A 15,245-nucleotide genomic window follows, 5' to 3' on the forward strand; every position below is an offset into this window, starting at 1 on the left:
GACACTGACGATGGCGCGCGTCCCGCTCCCGGTGCGGGACGGACTGGGCCCGGACCGTCTCCGGATGCCGGCCGGGCTCGCGGTTCCCACCATCGTCGAGTACCTGTCGACTCACCATCCGGGCGAGGATTGGGCTGCTCGGATCGCTATGCGGGAGTTGGTCGACGAACACGGCCGCGTCGTCGACCACGACACCCGCTACCAGCCGACGCGATTCGTGTATTTCTATCGGGAGCCGGCCCCGGAGGTGCCGGTGCCGTTCGACGTCGACGTCCTGCATCACGCGGGCGGACTTGTCGTGGTGGACAAGCCGCACTTCCTGTCGACCATCCCGCGCGGAGCGCACATCCGGGAGACCGTCGTCGTGCGGCTGCGCCGCGAGCTGGATCTGCCGGAGCTGGTCCCGGTGCACCGGCTGGACCGGATGACCGCCGGCGTGCTGCTGTGCACCGCCGATCCCGCGCTGCGGCGGCCGTACCAGGAGATGTTCGAGCGGCAGCGGGTACGCAAGGTGTACGAGGCGATCGCGCCGTACCGTGACGGCGTCGAATTCCCGCGGACCGTGCGCAGCCGGATCCGCAAGGTCCACGGCGAGCTGACCGCGTACGAGGAACCGGGAGAACCGAATTCGGAGACGCGGATCGAGATGGTCGAGCGTCGCGGCGACCTCGCCCGCTACCGGCTGTACCCGCGGACCGGACGCACGCATCAGCTGCGGCTGCACCTGAACTCGCTCGGTGCGCCGATCGTCGGCGACAACTTCTACCCGCAGTTCCGGCGCCGCGACCCGGACGACTTCACCGACCCGCTGCGGCTGCTCGCCCGCAGCCTCGAGTTCGCGGATCCAGTCACCGGTGAGACCAGGCGATTCGAGAGCCGACGGCTCCTGGAGTACTGAGTGCGGGCGGTCTCGTGTCTCGTGAGACAATCGATACCCGTGAAGACCTTCGAATCCCTGTTCGCCGAGCTGACCGAGCGCGCCGCTTCCCGCCCTGAGGGATCCGGCACCGTTGCCGCGCTGGACGCAGGTGTCCATGCGCAGGGCAAGAAGGTGCTCGAGGAGGCCGGCGAGGTCTGGATCGCCGCCGAACACGAGACCGACGAGGCTCTCGCCGAGGAAATCTCTCAGCTGCTCTACTGGGTCCAGGTCCTGATGGTGGGCAAGGGACTGAAGCTCGAGGACGTCTACCGACATCTGTGACGGCATCCGTCGTCACCACTGACGGCTGCCGGTGATCGCACTCTTCTGTCGAACAACCTCAGCCAATCGTCCCGGAAGGACCACCCCATGCTGCGCGTCGCAGTACCCAACAAGGGATCGCTCTCGGAATCGGCCAGCCAGATTCTCGCCGAGGCCGGATACCGCCGCCGCACCGACTCGCGCGATCTGACCGTCCTCGATCCCACCAACTCCGTCGAGTTCTTCTTCCTGCGCCCCAAGGACATCGCCATCTACGTCGGCTCGGGCGACCTGGACCTGGGCATCACGGGCCGCGATCTCTCGCTCGACTCGGGTGCCCCGGTCGCCGAGCGGCTCGCGCTCGGATTCGGGGGGTCGACGTTCCGCTACGCCGCTCCGGCCGGCAAGGAATGGAAGATCGAGGATCTGGCCGGTCTGCGTATCGCGACGTCGTACCCGAACCTGGTGCGCTCGGACCTCGCGGCACGCGGCATCGAGGCCACCGTCATCCGCCTCGACGGCGCGGTCGAGATCTCGATCCAGCTCGGGGTCGCCGACGCGATCGCCGACGTCGTCGGATCCGGCCGCACCCTGCGCCAGCACAACCTCGTCGCATTCGGTGAGTCGCTGTGCGATTCCGAGGGTGTGCTGATCGAGCGCGAGGGCTCCGACCAGTCCGACCGCGCCCGTAACCAGTTGATCGCCCGCGTCCAGGGTGTCGTGTTCGCCCAGCAGTACCTGATGCTCGACTACGACTGCCCCAAGTCGGTCCTGGACGAGGCCGTCAAGGTCACGCCGGGCCTCGAGTCGCCGACGCTGTCGCCGCTGGCCGACGAGAACTGGGTCGCCGTGCGGGCCATGGTGCCGCGCAAGGGCCACAACTCCGTGATGGACGAGCTCGCCGACCTCGGTGCGAAGGCCATCCTGGCATCCGACATCCGCTCCTGCCGCGCCTTCTGACGCACAGCAACTTCGAACAGCGCGAGGGCGGCGGCTCCCAGTGGGGAGCCGCCGCCCTCGCGCTTCGCGTCCCTAACGGGCGCGGATCTGCAGAGTCTGGTTGATCCGTCCCACCGCGCCGGTCTCGTCGTAGATCACTCCAGCGCACATGCCGACACCGTCGGGCCCGTACGAGGTCTCCGACGACAGGCCGATCCACTCACCGTCCGGGACTCGGAACAGGTGCACCGTGAGATCGGTGTTGAGGAAGGTCCACTCGCCGGGGTGGATCTTGGCGCCGACGCCGTTGGAGACGTCGACGACGGTGAACAAACGCTGGATCGGAGTCAGCGACTCGCCTTCGACCAGAACGGGATTGGGCCGGGCCCACAGCTGGCCGGGGCCCTCGCCGCCGATCTCGGCGAGCCAACGCCAGTCGAGGCTCGTGACGAATCCGGTGCCCCAGAACGGGCCGCCCATCTCGATCTCGTGGCCCTGCGACACCGGGTCGAGGGGGGCATCGGCGGCGTGCTCGACGGTTGTCGTGTCGACCGTCTGCATCCGCCAACCGGTGCCGCGCGCGACCGCGCGCGACGTGCCGTCCGGCCCGGCGGCCCACAACTCGGAGACCACCAGTTCGACACGCTTGCCGGGTCGCTCGACCCACGAGCGGACCTCGATGTCGCTGATCGGAATTGGACCCAGGATCTCGACGACGACCCGCGTGAGACGGGTGTCGGGGCGCTGTGCGCAGCGCTCGAGCGCGCGAACCAACAGTGCCGACGGCGGGGCGCCGTGCTGCATCGTGTCGGCCCACGTGCTGGCGGTCAGTGGGGTCGACCCGAATCGTTCGACGCCGTCCGACGTCGCTCCGAGTGGAATGTAGTAGGCAAGATCGCTCACTCGACGGTCTCCTCGAAATCCGAACTGGCCGTGGGGGCGACGTCCGGCCAACCCGGATACGGGGGCGGCGTCCCTCCGAAGGCCGGGCAACGGGTTCTATGGTCGCACCAGTCACACAGACGGCTCGGGTTGGGGCGGAAGTCACCCGATTCCCCGGCTTCTCGGATGGCCGTCCAGATCGCCGAAAGCGTCCGCTCGAACCGGCGAAGTTCTGGTTCGTCCGGCTGATAGGTCAGCGCCTGGCCGTCGCCGAGGTACAGCAACTGCAACTGAGCGGGGACGACGCCGCGCGTGCGGAGCAGCACCAGCGCGTAGAACTTCATCTGGAACAGGGCCTTGGTCTCGCCCTGCTCCCACGGAGCCCGCCCGGTCTTGTAGTCCACCACCCGGACCAACCCGGTGGGGGAGACATCGATCCGGTCGACGAAACCGCGCAGCAGCACACCGTCGTCGAGTTCGGTCTCCACGCGCAACTCGCAGGCCTCGGGCTCGAATCGGGTGGGGTCTTCGAGCTTGTAGTAACCGGCTACGAGTCGGCGTGCCTCGGTGAGGAAGCGCCCACGCTCGTCCGGTGTGACGAGGTTCACGAGGTCGGGTGACTCGTCGAGCAGGCGGTCCCACGCCGGCTCCACGAGGGCGCGGGCGCGGTCGGGTACCCGTTCGGCGGCCGGCAGGGCGAACAACGCCTCGAGCGCCGCGTGCACGACCGAACCCTTCACCTGCGCCTTCGACGGAGTCTCGGGAATGCGGTCCAGCGCCCGGAACCGGTAGAGCAGCGGGCACTGCTTGAAATCACTCGCCCGTGAGGGTGACAGGGCGGGGCGACGCGGCGGCTTCCGATCGTGCGTTCGACCGGCCGGGGAGTCGGTGTTGGCAGGGGGTGTCGGAACGATCGTGCTCACACCTGGCAGGCTATGCGCTGGGCCCGACACGGTGTCGGGCACCACGGACGAACGGAGTGGGCTCGAGATGGCATCAGGCGGACTGGGACGTAGCGGACCGTTTCAGGTCGGTGACCGCGTCCAACTCACCGATGCCAAGGGCCGCAAGTACACCGTGGTGCTGGAGCCGGGCAAGGAGTTCCACACCCATCGCGGCGGGATCCTGCACGATGCGCTGATCGGCACCGACGAGGGCAGCGTCGTCACCTCGACCAACGGAACTCCGTACCTGGCGCTGCGCCCGCTGCTCACCGACTACGTGTTGTCGATGCCGCGAGGCGCCCAGGTGATCTACCCCAAGGATGCGGCGCAGATCGTGCACGAGGGCGACATCTTCCCCGGAGCGCGGGTGCTCGAGGCCGGTGCCGGATCGGGCGCGCTGACGTGCTCGCTGCTGCGCGCGGTCGGGCCGACGGGGCGCGTCACGTCGTACGAGGTGCGCGAGGATCACGCCGAACACGCGGTGCGGAACGTCGAGACGTTCTTCGGCGAGCGTCCCGAGAACTGGGACCTGACGATCGCGGATCTGGCGGAGTACGACGCCGACGTCGACGGCAAGGTCGATCGGGTGGTGCTCGACATGCTCGCGCCGTGGGACGTGCTCCCGGCGGTGTCCAAGGCCCTCGTGCCGGGTGGCGTGCTGGTGGTCTACGTCGCCACGACGACCCAGCTGTCGAAGGTCGTGGAGGCGATGCGTGAGCAGGAATGCTGGACCGAACCCCGGTCCTGGGAGTCGATGGTGCGTGGCTGGCACGTGGTCGGACTCGCGGTACGCCCCGAGCATCGGATGCAGGGCCACACGGCCTTCCTCGTCACCGCGCGCCGCCTCGCCGAGGGCACGGTGACCCCCAAGCCGCAGCGCCGCCCGAGCAAGGGCTGACGCCGCGGCGGGGCGATCCGTCAGGAGCAGCTCAGGCGGCCCATGCCGAAGATCTCGCAGGTCGACGCGTCGGAGATCACCCACTGACCGTTCACCTGGGTGAAAGTGACCGGGACCGGCGCGCCGCCGTGCGGGCCCGCGATCTCGGTGACGGCGGTGACGGTGCCGTTCTCGCTCTTGACCTCGGTGACCTTCGCGGTCAGGGGGTAGCCGGCGAGGACCCCGTTGAACTGCTCGACCGTGGCGGTGCGCTCGGCACCGTTCTCGATGACCGCCGTCTTCTCGGCGACCGGGGTGGCCGGGTCGAAGAAGATCGTCAGCTGCTTCTCGAGGACCTCCGCCGAGGGCGCTGCTGCGGCAGCAGCGGCCGAGGTCGTCGCACTCGTCGTGGCCGACGACGCCACCGAGGTCGTCGTGTCTGCCTTGTCGGACGAGTCGTCGGAGCTGCAGGCGGTCATTCCGAGAGCGGCGACCAGCACACCGGCGGCGACGAGGGACTTGCGGATGATCACAGTGAGGCCTTTCGTTCTGGGTCGATCGGACATGACCGGCCGTGAGGAAAGGCAAGGCTAACATGGCTGGAGATGCCGACTTCGAGGCCGAATAGCGACACCGGTACCTGTTCGAACACGTGTCGCACCCCGCTTTGCCCCCTGTGCCGGTAGCGTTGATAGATCGGACTGGGAGGAGCTGCAGATGAACCCGACAGAGAATCCGGACCCGGTTGCGGCGGCACGCGAACTCGACGCACTGAGGGCCGAGGCGGCGGCACTTCGTAGGCAACTCGCGGAATCGCCCGAACAGCTGCGTGAGCTCGAGTCGCGAGTCGACTCACTCACGATCCGCAACGGCAAACTGATGGACACCCTGAAGGAAGCCCGGCAGCAGCTCATCGCCCTGCGTGAGGAGGTCGATCGGCTCGGGCAGCCTCCCAGTGGCTACGGCGTTCTCCTGAGCGTGCACGACGACCAGACGGTCGACGTGTTCACGTCCGGGCGCAAGATGCGCCTGACGTGCTCCCCGAACGTCGACGCCGAATCGCTGTCCATGGGGCAGACCGTTCGCCTCAACGAGGCGCTGACGATCGTCGAGGCGACCAGCTTCGAGCGCATCGGCGAGATCTGTGCGCTGCGTGAGGTCCTCGACGACGGCAACCGTGCGCTGGTCGTCGGGCACGCGGACGAGGAACGCGTCGTGTGGCTCGCGGCCCCGCTCGCCGAGCTCGCGTTCGAGGACGTCGTCAAGGATCCGGATTCCCCGTCGCGCAGGCTGCGGCCCGGCGATTCCCTGCTGGTCGACACCAAGGCCGGATACGCGTTCGAGCGGATCCCCAAGGCCGAGGTCGAGGATCTGGTCCTCGAGGAGGTCCCGGACGTCGGCTACCACGACATCGGCGGTCTCGGACGGCAGATCGAGCAGATCCGCGACGCGGTCGAGCTGCCGTTCCTGCACAAGGACCTGTTCCACGAGTACGCGCTGCGGCCCCCGAAGGGTGTCCTGCTCTACGGTCCGCCGGGCTGCGGCAAGACCCTCATCGCGAAGGCGGTCGCGAACTCGCTCGCGAAGAAGATCGCGGAATCCCGCGGCGAGGACAGCAAGGAGGCCAAGTCCTACTTCCTCAACATCAAGGGCCCCGAGCTGCTGAACAAGTTCGTCGGCGAGACCGAGCGGCACATCCGGATGATCTTCCAGCGGGCGCGCGAGAAGGCGTCCGAGGGCACACCGGTGATCGTGTTCTTCGACGAGATGGACTCGATCTTCCGCACCCGCGGCTCGGGTGTGTCGTCCGACGTCGAGACCACCGTCGTCCCGCAGCTGCTGAGCGAGATCGACGGCGTCGAGGGGCTCGAGAACGTCATCGTGATCGGTGCGTCGAACCGCGAGGACATGATCGACCCCGCGATCCTGCGTCCCGGCCGGCTCGACGTGAAGATCAAGATCGAACGCCCGGACGCCGAGTCCGCGCAGGACATCTTCTCGAAGTACCTCACGGAGACCCTGCCGCTGCACGCCGAGGATCTGGCCGAGTTCAACGGCGACCGGGCCGCGTGTGTGAAGGCAATGATCGAGCGGGTCGTCGACCGGATGTACGCGGAGAGCGACGACAACCGTTTCCTCGAGGTCACGTACGCGAACGGCGACAAGGAAGTGCTGTTCTTCAAGGACTTCAACTCGGGCGCGATGATCCAGAACATCGTGGACCGGTCCAAGAAGTACGCGATCAAGTCCGTGCTCGACACGGGTTCGCCCGGTCTGCGGGTCCAGCACGTGTTCGATTCGATCGTCGACGAGTTCTCCGAGAACGAGGATCTGCCGAACACGACCAACCCGGACGACTGGGCGCGGATTTCCGGCAAGAAGGGCGAGCGGATCGTCTACATCCGCACGCTGGTCACCGGCAAGAACGCGAGCGCCAGCCGCGCGATCGACACCGAATCCAACACGGGGCAGTACCTCTGACCACCTCTGACCACCTCTGACCACCTCTGACTACCGGTGACTACCGGTCAGTCGAAGTAGTTCTCCAGCAGGGCCCGGGTGTCCGGCACGAACGGCCACTCCGGGTCCTGCAGGTGCCGTCGCAGTTCGCCTTCGGTCCACCACCATCCGTCGGTGATCTCACTGGCCTGGTGGTGGACCGGGCCGTCGTAGTGCGCCTCGAACGCGTACAGGTGGCAGCGCAGCGGAGCGCCGTCCCACGTCCCGTCCCAGGACACGCGGGCGATCGGCGTGAGGTCCACGCCCGTGACACCGAGTTCCTCCGCGAGTTCGCGCCGCGCGGTCACCTCCGGCGTCTCGCCCGGATCGACGACACCGCCGGCCAGGCAGTCGTACATGCTCGCGAAGACGGCCTTGTCCGGTGCGCGCCGGTGGACATAGATGCGGGTGCCGTCGAGCGAACGCAGCAGCACGCCGGCGCTGGCGTGCCACAGCCCCTCGGCGTACACCCGGGTCCGGGGCGCCTCTCCGACCGGATTGCCGTGGGCGTCGTAGATCGAGACGACTTCGTCCATGGAGTCATCGTCGCACCGACCAAAGCGAGGCCGACGCCCCGGGACGTTTGGGAAGCCCGACAGGGCCGGTCAACGCGGCGTTCGGCGCCGGCTCCGTCCGCGGTGCTGAACGTTCACGATCGCGGCCGCCGTGGCCGCGACGGTCCGGTCGTCGTCGTGGGTCAGTCGGGTGAGGGCAGCCCGCGACGCCGCGCCGGGAATCTCCGCGAGTGCCTGCACGATTCGCAACCGCGCCGGCGCGTCATCCGTGTTGTCGAGCTTCTGTTGCATCACCCCGACGACGCCGTCGGCCGAGGACGCGACCGCCGTCAGCAGCCCCAGCACCTCGGCGGCCTCGACGTCGCGCCGCCCCGCGACAACCATCTCGAGGAGGACGGGCACAGCGTCGTCGCCTCCCCGTGAGCCGAGGGCGAGGGCTGCGCGCTCGCGGACCGTGGCGTCCGCATCATCGAGAACCCGCTGCAGCAGTTCCGTTGCTTCCGCGGTGGGTATCGCCGCGATCGCCGCGGTAGCGCGACGTCGGACCTCGACCGTCGCCGAATCGAGGCCGACGGCCAGCTCCGGGAGACCCCGGCCGGCGGCCCTCGCCAACGACCAGTGCAGCGCTCCGGCAACATTGGGATCGTTCTCGGCCAGGACCGCCTCCACCAGTGCGTCGACGGGTAGCGGCCCGTTCCCGTCCTGGGACAGGATCGCCTGTTGACGGTGCCCCGCGGACTCCGATTCGAGCGCGCGCAACAGAGTGACGGTGCTCAGGACGTCCTCCCATTCCGCCGGGGCAGCGGCGTCCACACGTCGGAGCGTCGCGAGCAGCTCCTCCTCGGCGGCGATCCGTTGGCGCGTGTGCCGGATGAGATCACCCACCAGTTTGGCCGGCGCGAAGTCGGGCTCGTCCAAAGCGCGTTTGGCGTCGCGCAACGAGAGCCCGAGGGCCCTCAGACTTTCGACGTGGAACAGCCGTCTGATGTCGTCGGCGGAGTACTCACGGTAGCCACCCGAGGTGCGGCCCGTGGGTTGCACCAGTCCCAGCGAGTCGTAGTGGCGCAACATCCGGGTGCTCACACCCGAACGCCGTGAGACCTCGCCGATCAACATCCCGTCTCCTCACTCGTCACTTGTCATTCGTCGGAACCGGCAACCGCGACACGCTTCGCCATCTCGAGCGAGAGGACGAATCCGCTGTCGGGGTCGTGGTACAGCCGTTCGGTGGCCTCCGCGTGGGCCCGAACGTGCGGATCGGAACTCGCGGCGGCGGCGCCCACAACCGGGAGGGCTGCCTCCCCGAGCCCCGCCAACGCGCGGCTCAGGCTGAGCTGCATGTCCCGGTCTCCCCGGCCCAGCTCCGACGCCAAGTCGGCTGCGAGCGCACGCTCGCTGCCGGGCGGCACCAGGGCCACGGCCGCCCGCCAGGCGCTGCGCACGACGTCGTCGTTCGCGTCGTGCACCAGCGCCGACACTCCGGGCCAGGCACTGCGATCACCGATCTTCGACAGAGTGTGCAGGGCCTGGCTGCGGGCCTGCACGCGATCGAACTCGAGCTCGCGGACCAACAGCGGCACCGTGATCTCGGCGGGCAGGCGGCACAGCGCCCAGGTCAGCATGTCTCGGACGAAGAAGTCCGGTTCGACTGCGCACCTGGCGACGAGTGTCTCCGCTAGACGGGGATCGCGATCCGTGCCGGCGGAGAGTGCGGCCCGGAGTCGGCCCGACGGATCGGTTGCGGCCAGAGCGTCGACGAGATGGGCGTTCGGCCCATCGTGGTTGGTTGTGTTCACGAAAACGACCTCCTTCGCCGATCATTCGACCCCTTGACACTGTGTCAGGGTCAAGCGCGTCGACGAGCGCGTTCGACCGAGCGCGCGTAGCGGATCGAGATACGCTGACACGAACGAGAGGTGGTGGCATCGTGCCCCTTCCACGTTCACTCGCCCGGGCGAACCGGGTCGGTCTCAATCGGGTTGTGGTGCTCGTCGCCGGCCACCTGCCGGGGTTCGGCCTGGTCCACCACCGCGGTCGCCGTTCGGGTCGCGCCTACACCACGCCGGTCAATGTGTTTCGGATGGGAAACGGCTACCGGTTCGCCCCGACGTACGGCGCGAACAGCGACTGGGTGCGGAACGTGCTCGCCGCGGGGGAGTTCGATCTCACCGTCCGAGGCCGGAACGTGCACCTCGTGGACCCGAAACTCGAGACCGACCGGTCGGCGCGGTGGGCGCCGGGTCCGGTGGCCTTCGTGCTGCGCAGACTGGGTGCCGACACGTATCTGCAGTGCCGCCAGGTGAGTACATGAATGCCGCGCAGTCCGCGGTCACACGGATGCGCACGCCCGGAACGATCTAGGCTCGTGCCATGCAGCGGATCATCGGCATCGAGGTCGAGTACGGAATCTCGTCACCCAACGAACCTTCGGCGAACCCGATTCTGACCTCGACGCAAGCCGTTCTCGCGTACGCGGCGGCCGCGGGCGTTCCCCGTGCGAGGCGCACGCGGTGGGACTACGAGGTGGAGTCTCCGCTGCGCGACGCGCGCGGATTCGACCTGGGCCGGATGGGTGGACCCGCGCCCGTGATCGACGCCGACGAGGTGGGCGCGGCGAACATGATCCTCACCAACGGGGCGCGACTGTACGTCGACCACGCCCATCCCGAGTACTCGGCTCCCGAGGTGACCGATCCACTCGATGCCGTGATCTGGGACAAGGCGGGCGAGCGGGTCATGGAGGCCGCCGCCCGGCACGCGTCCAGCGTCCCCGGTGCTCCCCGGCTGCAGTTGTACAAGAACAACGTCGACGGCAAGGGTGCGTCGTACGGCACCCACGAGAACTACCTGATGTCCCGCGATACGCCGTTCTCTGCGGTGATCACCGGCTTGTCGCCGTTCTTCGCCTCCCGGCAGGTCATCTGCGGCTCGGGTCGGGTCGGGATCGGACAGTCCGGCGACGAGGCCGGATTCCAACTCTCCCAGCGCGCCGACTACATCGAGGTCGAGGTCGGACTGGAGACGACCCTCAAGCGGGGAATCATCAACACCCGCGACGAACCGCACGCGGACGCCGACAAGTACCGGCGGCTGCACGTGATCATCGGCGACGCGAATCTCGCCGAGATGTCGACGTATCTGAAGGTGGGCACCACCGCGCTCGTGCTCGATCTCATCGAGGCCGGTGTCGAACTCTCGGATCTGCAGCTCGCCCGCCCGGTCACCGCGGTGCACCACATCAGTCACGATCCGACGCTGCGTGCGACCGTCGCGCTGGCCGACGGCCGCGAGCTCACCGGTCTTGCGCTGCAGCGGATCTACCTCGATCGAGTGGCGAAGTTCGTCGACCGCGAGGGCAACGACGATCCGCGCGTGGCCGACATCATCGACAAGTGGGCGATGGTGCTCGATCTTCTCGAACGCGACCCGATGGAGTGCGCGCACCTGCTGGACTGGCCCGCGAAACTGCGTCTGCTCGAGGGCTTCCGGAACCGGGAAGGGCTCTCGTGGTCGGCGCCGCGCCTGCACATGATCGATCTGCAGTACTCCGATGTCCGGCTCGAGAAGGGCCTCTACAACCGCCTGGTGGCGCGCGGATCGATGGAACGCCTGGTCAACGAGCAGCAGGTGCTCGATGCGGTGAACAACCCGCCCACCGACACGCGAGCCTTCTTCCGTGGTGAGTGCCTGCGCCGGTTCGGCGGCGACATCGCGGCCGCCAGCTGGGACTCGGTGATCTTCGACCTGGGCGGAGAATCGCTGGTGCGGATTCCGACGCTGGAACCGCTGCGGGGCAGCCGCGCCCATGTCGGCAAGCTGCTCGATTCCGTGGACACCGCCGCTGAGCTGGTGGATCAGCTTACGAACTGATCACACCGGCGAGTCGCGGTCGCTGCTTGCAGCCCGACGGGCGCCGTCCGTCGGTAGGGTTAGGGTCCGAGCAGGACTCGTCGAGCATGCGCCGACGAGTCCCGGTGAGAAGGAGGTCGGTGGCTATGGCCCAGGAGCAGACCAAGCGCGCCGGTGGTGGCGACGACGACGACGCCCAGATCGGCGAGGGTGCGGCGGGGCAGGAGCGCCGCGAGAAGTTGGCAGAAGACACCGACGATCTGCTCGACGAGATCGACGACGTGCTCGAGGAGAACGCCGAGGACTTCGTTCGTGCCTACGTCCAGAAGGGTGGCCAGTGAGGGCGGATCGTGCAGGGTTGTCGTCGTCCGACGGCCTCGGAATGAACACCGGGTTCACCTACGGGTCGAGCATCTCGTCGTTCTCCGAGCACCTGCGCCTCCATGCCCCGGAGCTGCTGCCCGGGAATCGAATGGACATGAGCCGCACGGGTTCCGACGGCGACACCGCGGACATCGCGCCGCACGGCACCACGATCGTGGCCCTGACGTTCGCCGGCGGCGTCGTGATCGCCGGTGATCGTCGGGCCACGATGGGAAACCTCATCGCCAGCCGTGACGTCGAGAAGGTGTTCGTCACGGACGACTACTCGGCGGCCGGGATCGCCGGCACCGCCGGGGTCGCGATCGAGCTGGTGCGCCTGTTCGCGGTCGAACTCGAGCACTACGAGAAGATCGAGGGCGTCCAGCTGACCTTCGACGGCAAGGCCAACCGCCTGTCGTCGATGGTGCGGGGCAACCTGGGAGCGGCGATGCAGGGGCTGGCGGTCGTTCCCCTGCTGGTCGGGTTCGATCTGGATGCGGCGGATCCGGAGCGGGCCGGCCGCATCGTCTCGTACGACGTCGTGGGCGGCCGGTACGAGGAGCGCGCCGGATACCACGCGGTCGGGTCCGGTTCGTTGTTCGCGAAGTCGTCGCTCAAGAAGCTCTACCGCGAAGGCGGCGACGAGGATTCGGCGCTGCGAATGGCGATCGAGGCGCTGTACGACGCCGCCGACGACGACTCGGCGACCGGTGGACCCGACATGGTCCGCTCGATCTACCCGACCGCGGTGACGGTCTCCTCCGCGGGCGCGGCGTACGTGCCTGCGGAACGCACGGCCGAACTGGCCCGAGCCGTCGTGGCCGGCCGTACCGAGGAAGGACGCACCCCGCGATGACGCTTCCGTACTACGCCTCCGCCGAGCAGATCATGCGCGATCGCTCGGAGCTGGCGCGCAAGGGAATTGCGCGCGGGCGCAGCGTCATCGTGCTCACCTTCGCCGACGGTGTGCTGTTCGTCGCGGAGAACCCGTCCACCGCATTGCACAAGGTGAGCGAGCTGTACGACCGGCTCGGTTTCGCCGCGGTCGGCAAATACAACGAGTTCGAGAACCTGCGTCGGGCCGGGATCGTCCACGCCGACATGCGCGGGTACTCGTACGACAGACGAGACGTGACCGGTCGTTCGCTGGCCAACGGCTATGCGCAGACCCTCGGCACGATCTTCACCGAGCAGCCCAAACCGTACGAAGTGGAGATCTGCGTCGCCGAGGTCGGACCGCACGGATCGGGGCCGCAGGCGCAGCTGTACCGGATCACGTACGACGGGTCGATCGTCGACGAGCAGCAGTTCGTGGTGATGGGCGGAACCACTGAGCCCATCGTGACCGCATTGCGCGAGTCCTACCGTCCCGCCATGGAACTCGCCGAAGCCGTCGCGGTTGCGGTCAAGGCCCTCCAGGACGGGACACCGACCGGTAACAGCGACGTCGAACGACGCACGTTCGGCGTGGCGGGTCTCGAAGTCGCGGTGCTCGACCAGTCACGGCCGAGGCGGGCGTTCCGCCGCATCACGGGAGCCGCGTTGGAGGCGATGCTGCCGGCGCCGTCGGCCCCGGCCCCGGACAAGGGCGAGGAGAAGGCGGGCGGAGCGAAGCCCTCCGCCGGCGACGAACCCGAGGCTCCGAGCAGCTCGGACTAGCCGCCCGCGAGCTTGCGGTAGAGGACCACACTCCGCGGCTCGCTCCGGAACTCGAAGCGGCGGCCGTCGGCGACCACTTCGCCGTCGGTCGCCAACGCGACGGCCTCACCGTCCCCGTCGACCTCCACGGTCAGCGTCGCGGCGTCACGCTGCACGTAGGTCGTCGACGAACCGAGCGTTCCCGTGAGCGCCGTCGCCACGAGCCGGGTGCGGGACAGGCGTCGGTCGGCCCTGATGTACCGCACGTCGAGCGTGCCGCGATGAATCTGCGGGCGCGACATCGGCACCTGGTCGGCTGGGGAGTACCGCCCGTTTCCCACGAACAGCATCCAGATCGAGTGACGGGTCCCGTCGATGGTCACGTCCAACGGCTGGGCCCCGGTGAGGACGCGCGCCATGGCGAGTGCCGCGGCCGGCCACTTGCCGAGCCGGGGCTGCCAGCGTTCGCGCAAGCGCACCGAGTCCGGGTAGCCGCCGAGGCTGGCGGTATTGACGAACGTGGACGCCTTACCGTCGTCCACCTGCACCCGGCCGAGGTCGACCAGCTCGGCGCTGCCCTCGCCGACCGCCTCGGCAGTGGACGCGACGTCACCGACGCCGGCGTCGCGGGCGAAATGGTTGAGCGTTCCTCCCGGGAACACTGCGAGCGGCAGGTCGTGCCGGTCGGCCGCGGATGCGACGGTGACGACGGTTCCGTCTCCGCCGCACACACCGAGCGCTTTCGGTGATCGTGCCGTGATCGCCTCGTCGAGTTGGGTGTCGAAATCGCGGTCGGGATCGAACTCCACGACCTCAGCCCTCGGAAGCGCCGCCTCGAGTTCGGATCGGGTGGCGTCGTCGTCGGTCCCCGAGCCCGGGTTGACGAACACGATCATGCCGTCGCCGTCGGGTAGGGCTCGTGTGCGGCGGTCGGGCCCGAGTGTCGCGGGCTCCTCGTCGCGAACGGCCCACCATCGCCGCGTGGCCAGCGCGACGGCACTCCCGACGCCCATGCCCACCACGACGTCGGACGGCCAGTGCACGCCGGTGTGAACCCGCGAGTACGCCACGGCGGCGGCCAGCGGGGTGAGGACGGCGCCGGCAACCGGGAATTCGAGCGCCACACCGGTCGCGAACCCCGCGGCAGAGGCGGCATGCCCCGAAGGGAACGACGACGAGTTCGGTGCGGGGAGCCCGCGCCGCGTCGCGAACTCGCCGGTACCCGCGGGCGGGCGTCGGCGCGGCAGCAACGGCTTGAGTGCCGCGTTGGTCAGGGCGCTCGCACCGGCCACCGCGAGGATTCCGCGGGTGGCTGCCCGACGCGCCCGTCCGCCGGCCAGTCCCGCGCCGGCAGCGATCCCCATCCACAGCACGCTGTGGTTCGCCGTGGTGCTCAGCGCTCGCAGCCCACCGTCGAGCCAGGACGGCGGCAGAGCGGTACTCAGGCTCATGAGAACGCGGTCGGTACGTTCGACGAAACATCTCACTTCGGCCACGTTCCCACCCTAGGGCGGCGCGACTGATCCTGAACGGCAAGGCAATCGCGTTCGGCGCTGTAG

Annotated in this window: 17 protein-coding genes; 10 read left to right on the plus strand and 7 right to left on the minus strand. The window is 68.5% G+C overall.

From position 1 onward, the window contains the following. Positions 1 to 10 precede the first annotated feature (10 nt). The 3 genes from ACQ5DX_RS09945 (at position 11) to hisG (ending at position 2,140) form a co-directional block, all read left to right on the plus strand. The gene (locus ACQ5DX_RS09945; protein WP_430332466.1) at positions 11 to 898 is read left to right on the plus strand and encodes a pseudouridine synthase; all 888 of its coding nucleotides are present in this window, start codon (positions 11 to 13) and stop codon (positions 896 to 898) included. Between the two features lie 21 nt (positions 899 to 919). Beyond that, on the plus strand, positions 920 to 1,201 hold the full coding sequence (locus tag ACQ5DX_RS09950; RefSeq protein ID WP_172504527.1) for a phosphoribosyl-ATP diphosphatase: 282 nt from the start codon (positions 920 to 922) through the stop codon (positions 1,199 to 1,201). Positions 1,202 to 1,288: 87 nt separating this feature from the next. Continuing rightward, a complete protein-coding gene (gene hisG / locus ACQ5DX_RS09955; protein WP_430332467.1) occupies positions 1,289 to 2,140 on the plus strand; it encodes an ATP phosphoribosyltransferase in 852 nt (283 codons plus the stop codon). 72 nt (positions 2,141 to 2,212) lie between these two features. Here hisG and ACQ5DX_RS09960 read toward each other — a convergent pair whose 3' ends face one another. Beyond that, complete coding sequence (locus tag ACQ5DX_RS09960) at positions 2,213 to 3,022, minus strand: thioesterase family protein (RefSeq protein WP_430332468.1); 810 nt, start codon at positions 3,020 to 3,022, stop codon at positions 2,213 to 2,215. Then, the gene (locus ACQ5DX_RS09965) at positions 3,019 to 3,837 is read right to left on the minus strand and encodes a RecB family exonuclease (RefSeq protein WP_430335611.1); all 819 of its coding nucleotides are present in this window, start codon (positions 3,835 to 3,837) and stop codon (positions 3,019 to 3,021) included. Before ACQ5DX_RS09965 ends, ACQ5DX_RS09960 begins: the two co-directional genes overlap by 4 nt. A gap of 154 nt (positions 3,838 to 3,991) precedes the next feature. Here ACQ5DX_RS09965 and ACQ5DX_RS09970 point away from each other — a divergent pair, with 154 nt between their 5' ends. Beyond that, positions 3,992 to 4,843, plus strand: a complete 852-nt coding sequence (locus tag ACQ5DX_RS09970; RefSeq protein ID WP_430332469.1) for a tRNA (adenine-N1)-methyltransferase — start codon at positions 3,992 to 3,994, stop codon at positions 4,841 to 4,843. A 20-nt stretch (positions 4,844 to 4,863) separates the two neighbouring features. On the opposite strand, the gene ACQ5DX_RS09975 is transcribed toward ACQ5DX_RS09970, so the two are convergent. Then, on the minus strand, positions 4,864 to 5,355 hold the full coding sequence (locus ACQ5DX_RS09975; RefSeq protein ID WP_430332470.1) for a nuclear transport factor 2 family protein: 492 nt from the start codon (positions 5,353 to 5,355) through the stop codon (positions 4,864 to 4,866). Between the two features lie 184 nt (positions 5,356 to 5,539). Here ACQ5DX_RS09975 and arc point away from each other — a divergent pair, with 184 nt between their 5' ends. After that, the gene (arc, locus tag ACQ5DX_RS09980; RefSeq protein ID WP_430332471.1) at positions 5,540 to 7,303 is read left to right on the plus strand and encodes a proteasome ATPase; all 1,764 of its coding nucleotides are present in this window, start codon (positions 5,540 to 5,542) and stop codon (positions 7,301 to 7,303) included. A gap of 47 nt (positions 7,304 to 7,350) precedes the next feature. Here the strand turns inward: arc and ACQ5DX_RS09985 are convergent, their stop codons facing one another. The 3 genes from ACQ5DX_RS09985 to ACQ5DX_RS09995 form a co-directional block, all read right to left on the minus strand. Then, positions 7,351 to 7,857: an NUDIX hydrolase gene (locus tag ACQ5DX_RS09985; RefSeq protein WP_430332472.1), complete on the minus strand. Its 507-nt coding sequence runs from the start codon at positions 7,855 to 7,857 to the stop codon at positions 7,351 to 7,353. 69 nt (positions 7,858 to 7,926) lie between these two features. After that, entirely contained in the window at positions 7,927 to 8,952 is a 1,026-nt protein-coding gene (locus tag ACQ5DX_RS09990; RefSeq protein WP_430332473.1) for a MerR family transcriptional regulator, read from the minus strand. Positions 8,953 to 8,975: 23 nt separating this feature from the next. After that, positions 8,976 to 9,632 (minus strand): HEAT repeat domain-containing protein, encoded by a 657-nt coding sequence (locus ACQ5DX_RS09995; RefSeq protein ID WP_430332474.1) that lies wholly within the window; start codon positions 9,630 to 9,632, stop codon positions 8,976 to 8,978. A 131-nt stretch (positions 9,633 to 9,763) separates the two neighbouring features. Between ACQ5DX_RS09995 and ACQ5DX_RS10000 the strand changes: the two genes are divergently transcribed. The 5 genes from ACQ5DX_RS10000 to prcA all read left to right on the plus strand — a co-directional run bounded on the left by ACQ5DX_RS10000 (position 9,764) and on the right by prcA (position 13,707). Further along, positions 9,764 to 10,147 (plus strand): nitroreductase family deazaflavin-dependent oxidoreductase, encoded by a 384-nt coding sequence (locus ACQ5DX_RS10000; RefSeq protein ID WP_430332475.1) that lies wholly within the window; start codon positions 9,764 to 9,766, stop codon positions 10,145 to 10,147. A 59-nt stretch (positions 10,148 to 10,206) separates the two neighbouring features. Continuing rightward, positions 10,207 to 11,706: a depupylase/deamidase Dop gene (gene dop, locus ACQ5DX_RS10005; RefSeq protein ID WP_430332476.1), complete on the plus strand. Its 1,500-nt coding sequence runs from the start codon at positions 10,207 to 10,209 to the stop codon at positions 11,704 to 11,706. 125 nt (positions 11,707 to 11,831) lie between these two features. Beyond that, the gene (locus ACQ5DX_RS10010; RefSeq protein WP_430332477.1) at positions 11,832 to 12,026 is read left to right on the plus strand and encodes a ubiquitin-like protein Pup; all 195 of its coding nucleotides are present in this window, start codon (positions 11,832 to 11,834) and stop codon (positions 12,024 to 12,026) included. A 41-nt stretch (positions 12,027 to 12,067) separates the two neighbouring features. Next, the gene (gene prcB, locus ACQ5DX_RS10015; protein ID WP_430335612.1) at positions 12,068 to 12,904 is read left to right on the plus strand and encodes a proteasome subunit beta; all 837 of its coding nucleotides are present in this window, start codon (positions 12,068 to 12,070) and stop codon (positions 12,902 to 12,904) included. After that, positions 12,901 to 13,707, plus strand: a complete 807-nt coding sequence (prcA, locus tag ACQ5DX_RS10020; protein WP_430332478.1) for a proteasome subunit alpha — start codon at positions 12,901 to 12,903, stop codon at positions 13,705 to 13,707. Before prcB ends, prcA begins: the two co-directional genes overlap by 4 nt. Here the strand turns inward: prcA and ACQ5DX_RS10025 are convergent. Next, complete coding sequence (locus tag ACQ5DX_RS10025) at positions 13,704 to 15,137, minus strand: bifunctional phosphatase PAP2/diacylglycerol kinase family protein (protein WP_430332479.1); 1,434 nt, start codon at positions 15,135 to 15,137, stop codon at positions 13,704 to 13,706. The genes prcA and ACQ5DX_RS10025 overlap by 4 nt on opposite strands. Between the last annotated feature and the right edge of the window lie 108 nt (positions 15,138 to 15,245).

The sequence above is a fragment of the Rhodococcus sp. ACT016 genome, from assembly GCF_050477185.1.
Classification (GTDB): domain Bacteria; phylum Actinomycetota; class Actinomycetes; order Mycobacteriales; family Mycobacteriaceae; genus Prescottella.

Bases quoted from the DNA above. Each gene is read 5' to 3' on its own strand.
- ACQ5DX_RS09945 (WP_430332466.1), top strand. From the start codon at position 11: ATGGCGCGCGTCCCGCTCCCGGTGCGGGACGGACTGGGCCCGGACCGT.
- hisG (WP_430332467.1), top strand. From the start codon at position 1,289: ATGCTGCGCGTCGCAGTACCCAACAAGGGATCGCTCTCGGAATCGGCC.
- ACQ5DX_RS09970 (WP_430332469.1), top strand. From the start codon at position 3,992: ATGGCATCAGGCGGACTGGGACGTAGCGGACCGTTTCAGGTCGGTGAC.
- arc (WP_430332471.1), top strand. From the start codon at position 5,540: ATGAACCCGACAGAGAATCCGGACCCGGTTGCGGCGGCACGCGAACTC.
- ACQ5DX_RS09985 (WP_430332472.1), bottom strand. From the start codon at position 7,857: ATGGACGAAGTCGTCTCGATCTACGACGCCCACGGCAATCCGGTCGGA.
- ACQ5DX_RS09990 (WP_430332473.1), bottom strand. From the start codon at position 8,952: ATGTTGATCGGCGAGGTCTCACGGCGTTCGGGTGTGAGCACCCGGATG.
- dop (WP_430332476.1), top strand. From the start codon at position 10,207: ATGCAGCGGATCATCGGCATCGAGGTCGAGTACGGAATCTCGTCACCC.
- ACQ5DX_RS10010 (WP_430332477.1), top strand. From the start codon at position 11,832: ATGGCCCAGGAGCAGACCAAGCGCGCCGGTGGTGGCGACGACGACGAC.
- prcB (WP_430335612.1), top strand. From the start codon at position 12,068: ATGAACACCGGGTTCACCTACGGGTCGAGCATCTCGTCGTTCTCCGAG.
- prcA (WP_430332478.1), top strand. From the start codon at position 12,901: ATGACGCTTCCGTACTACGCCTCCGCCGAGCAGATCATGCGCGATCGC.
- ACQ5DX_RS10025 (WP_430332479.1), bottom strand. From the start codon at position 15,137: ATGAGCCTGAGTACCGCTCTGCCGCCGTCCTGGCTCGACGGTGGGCTG.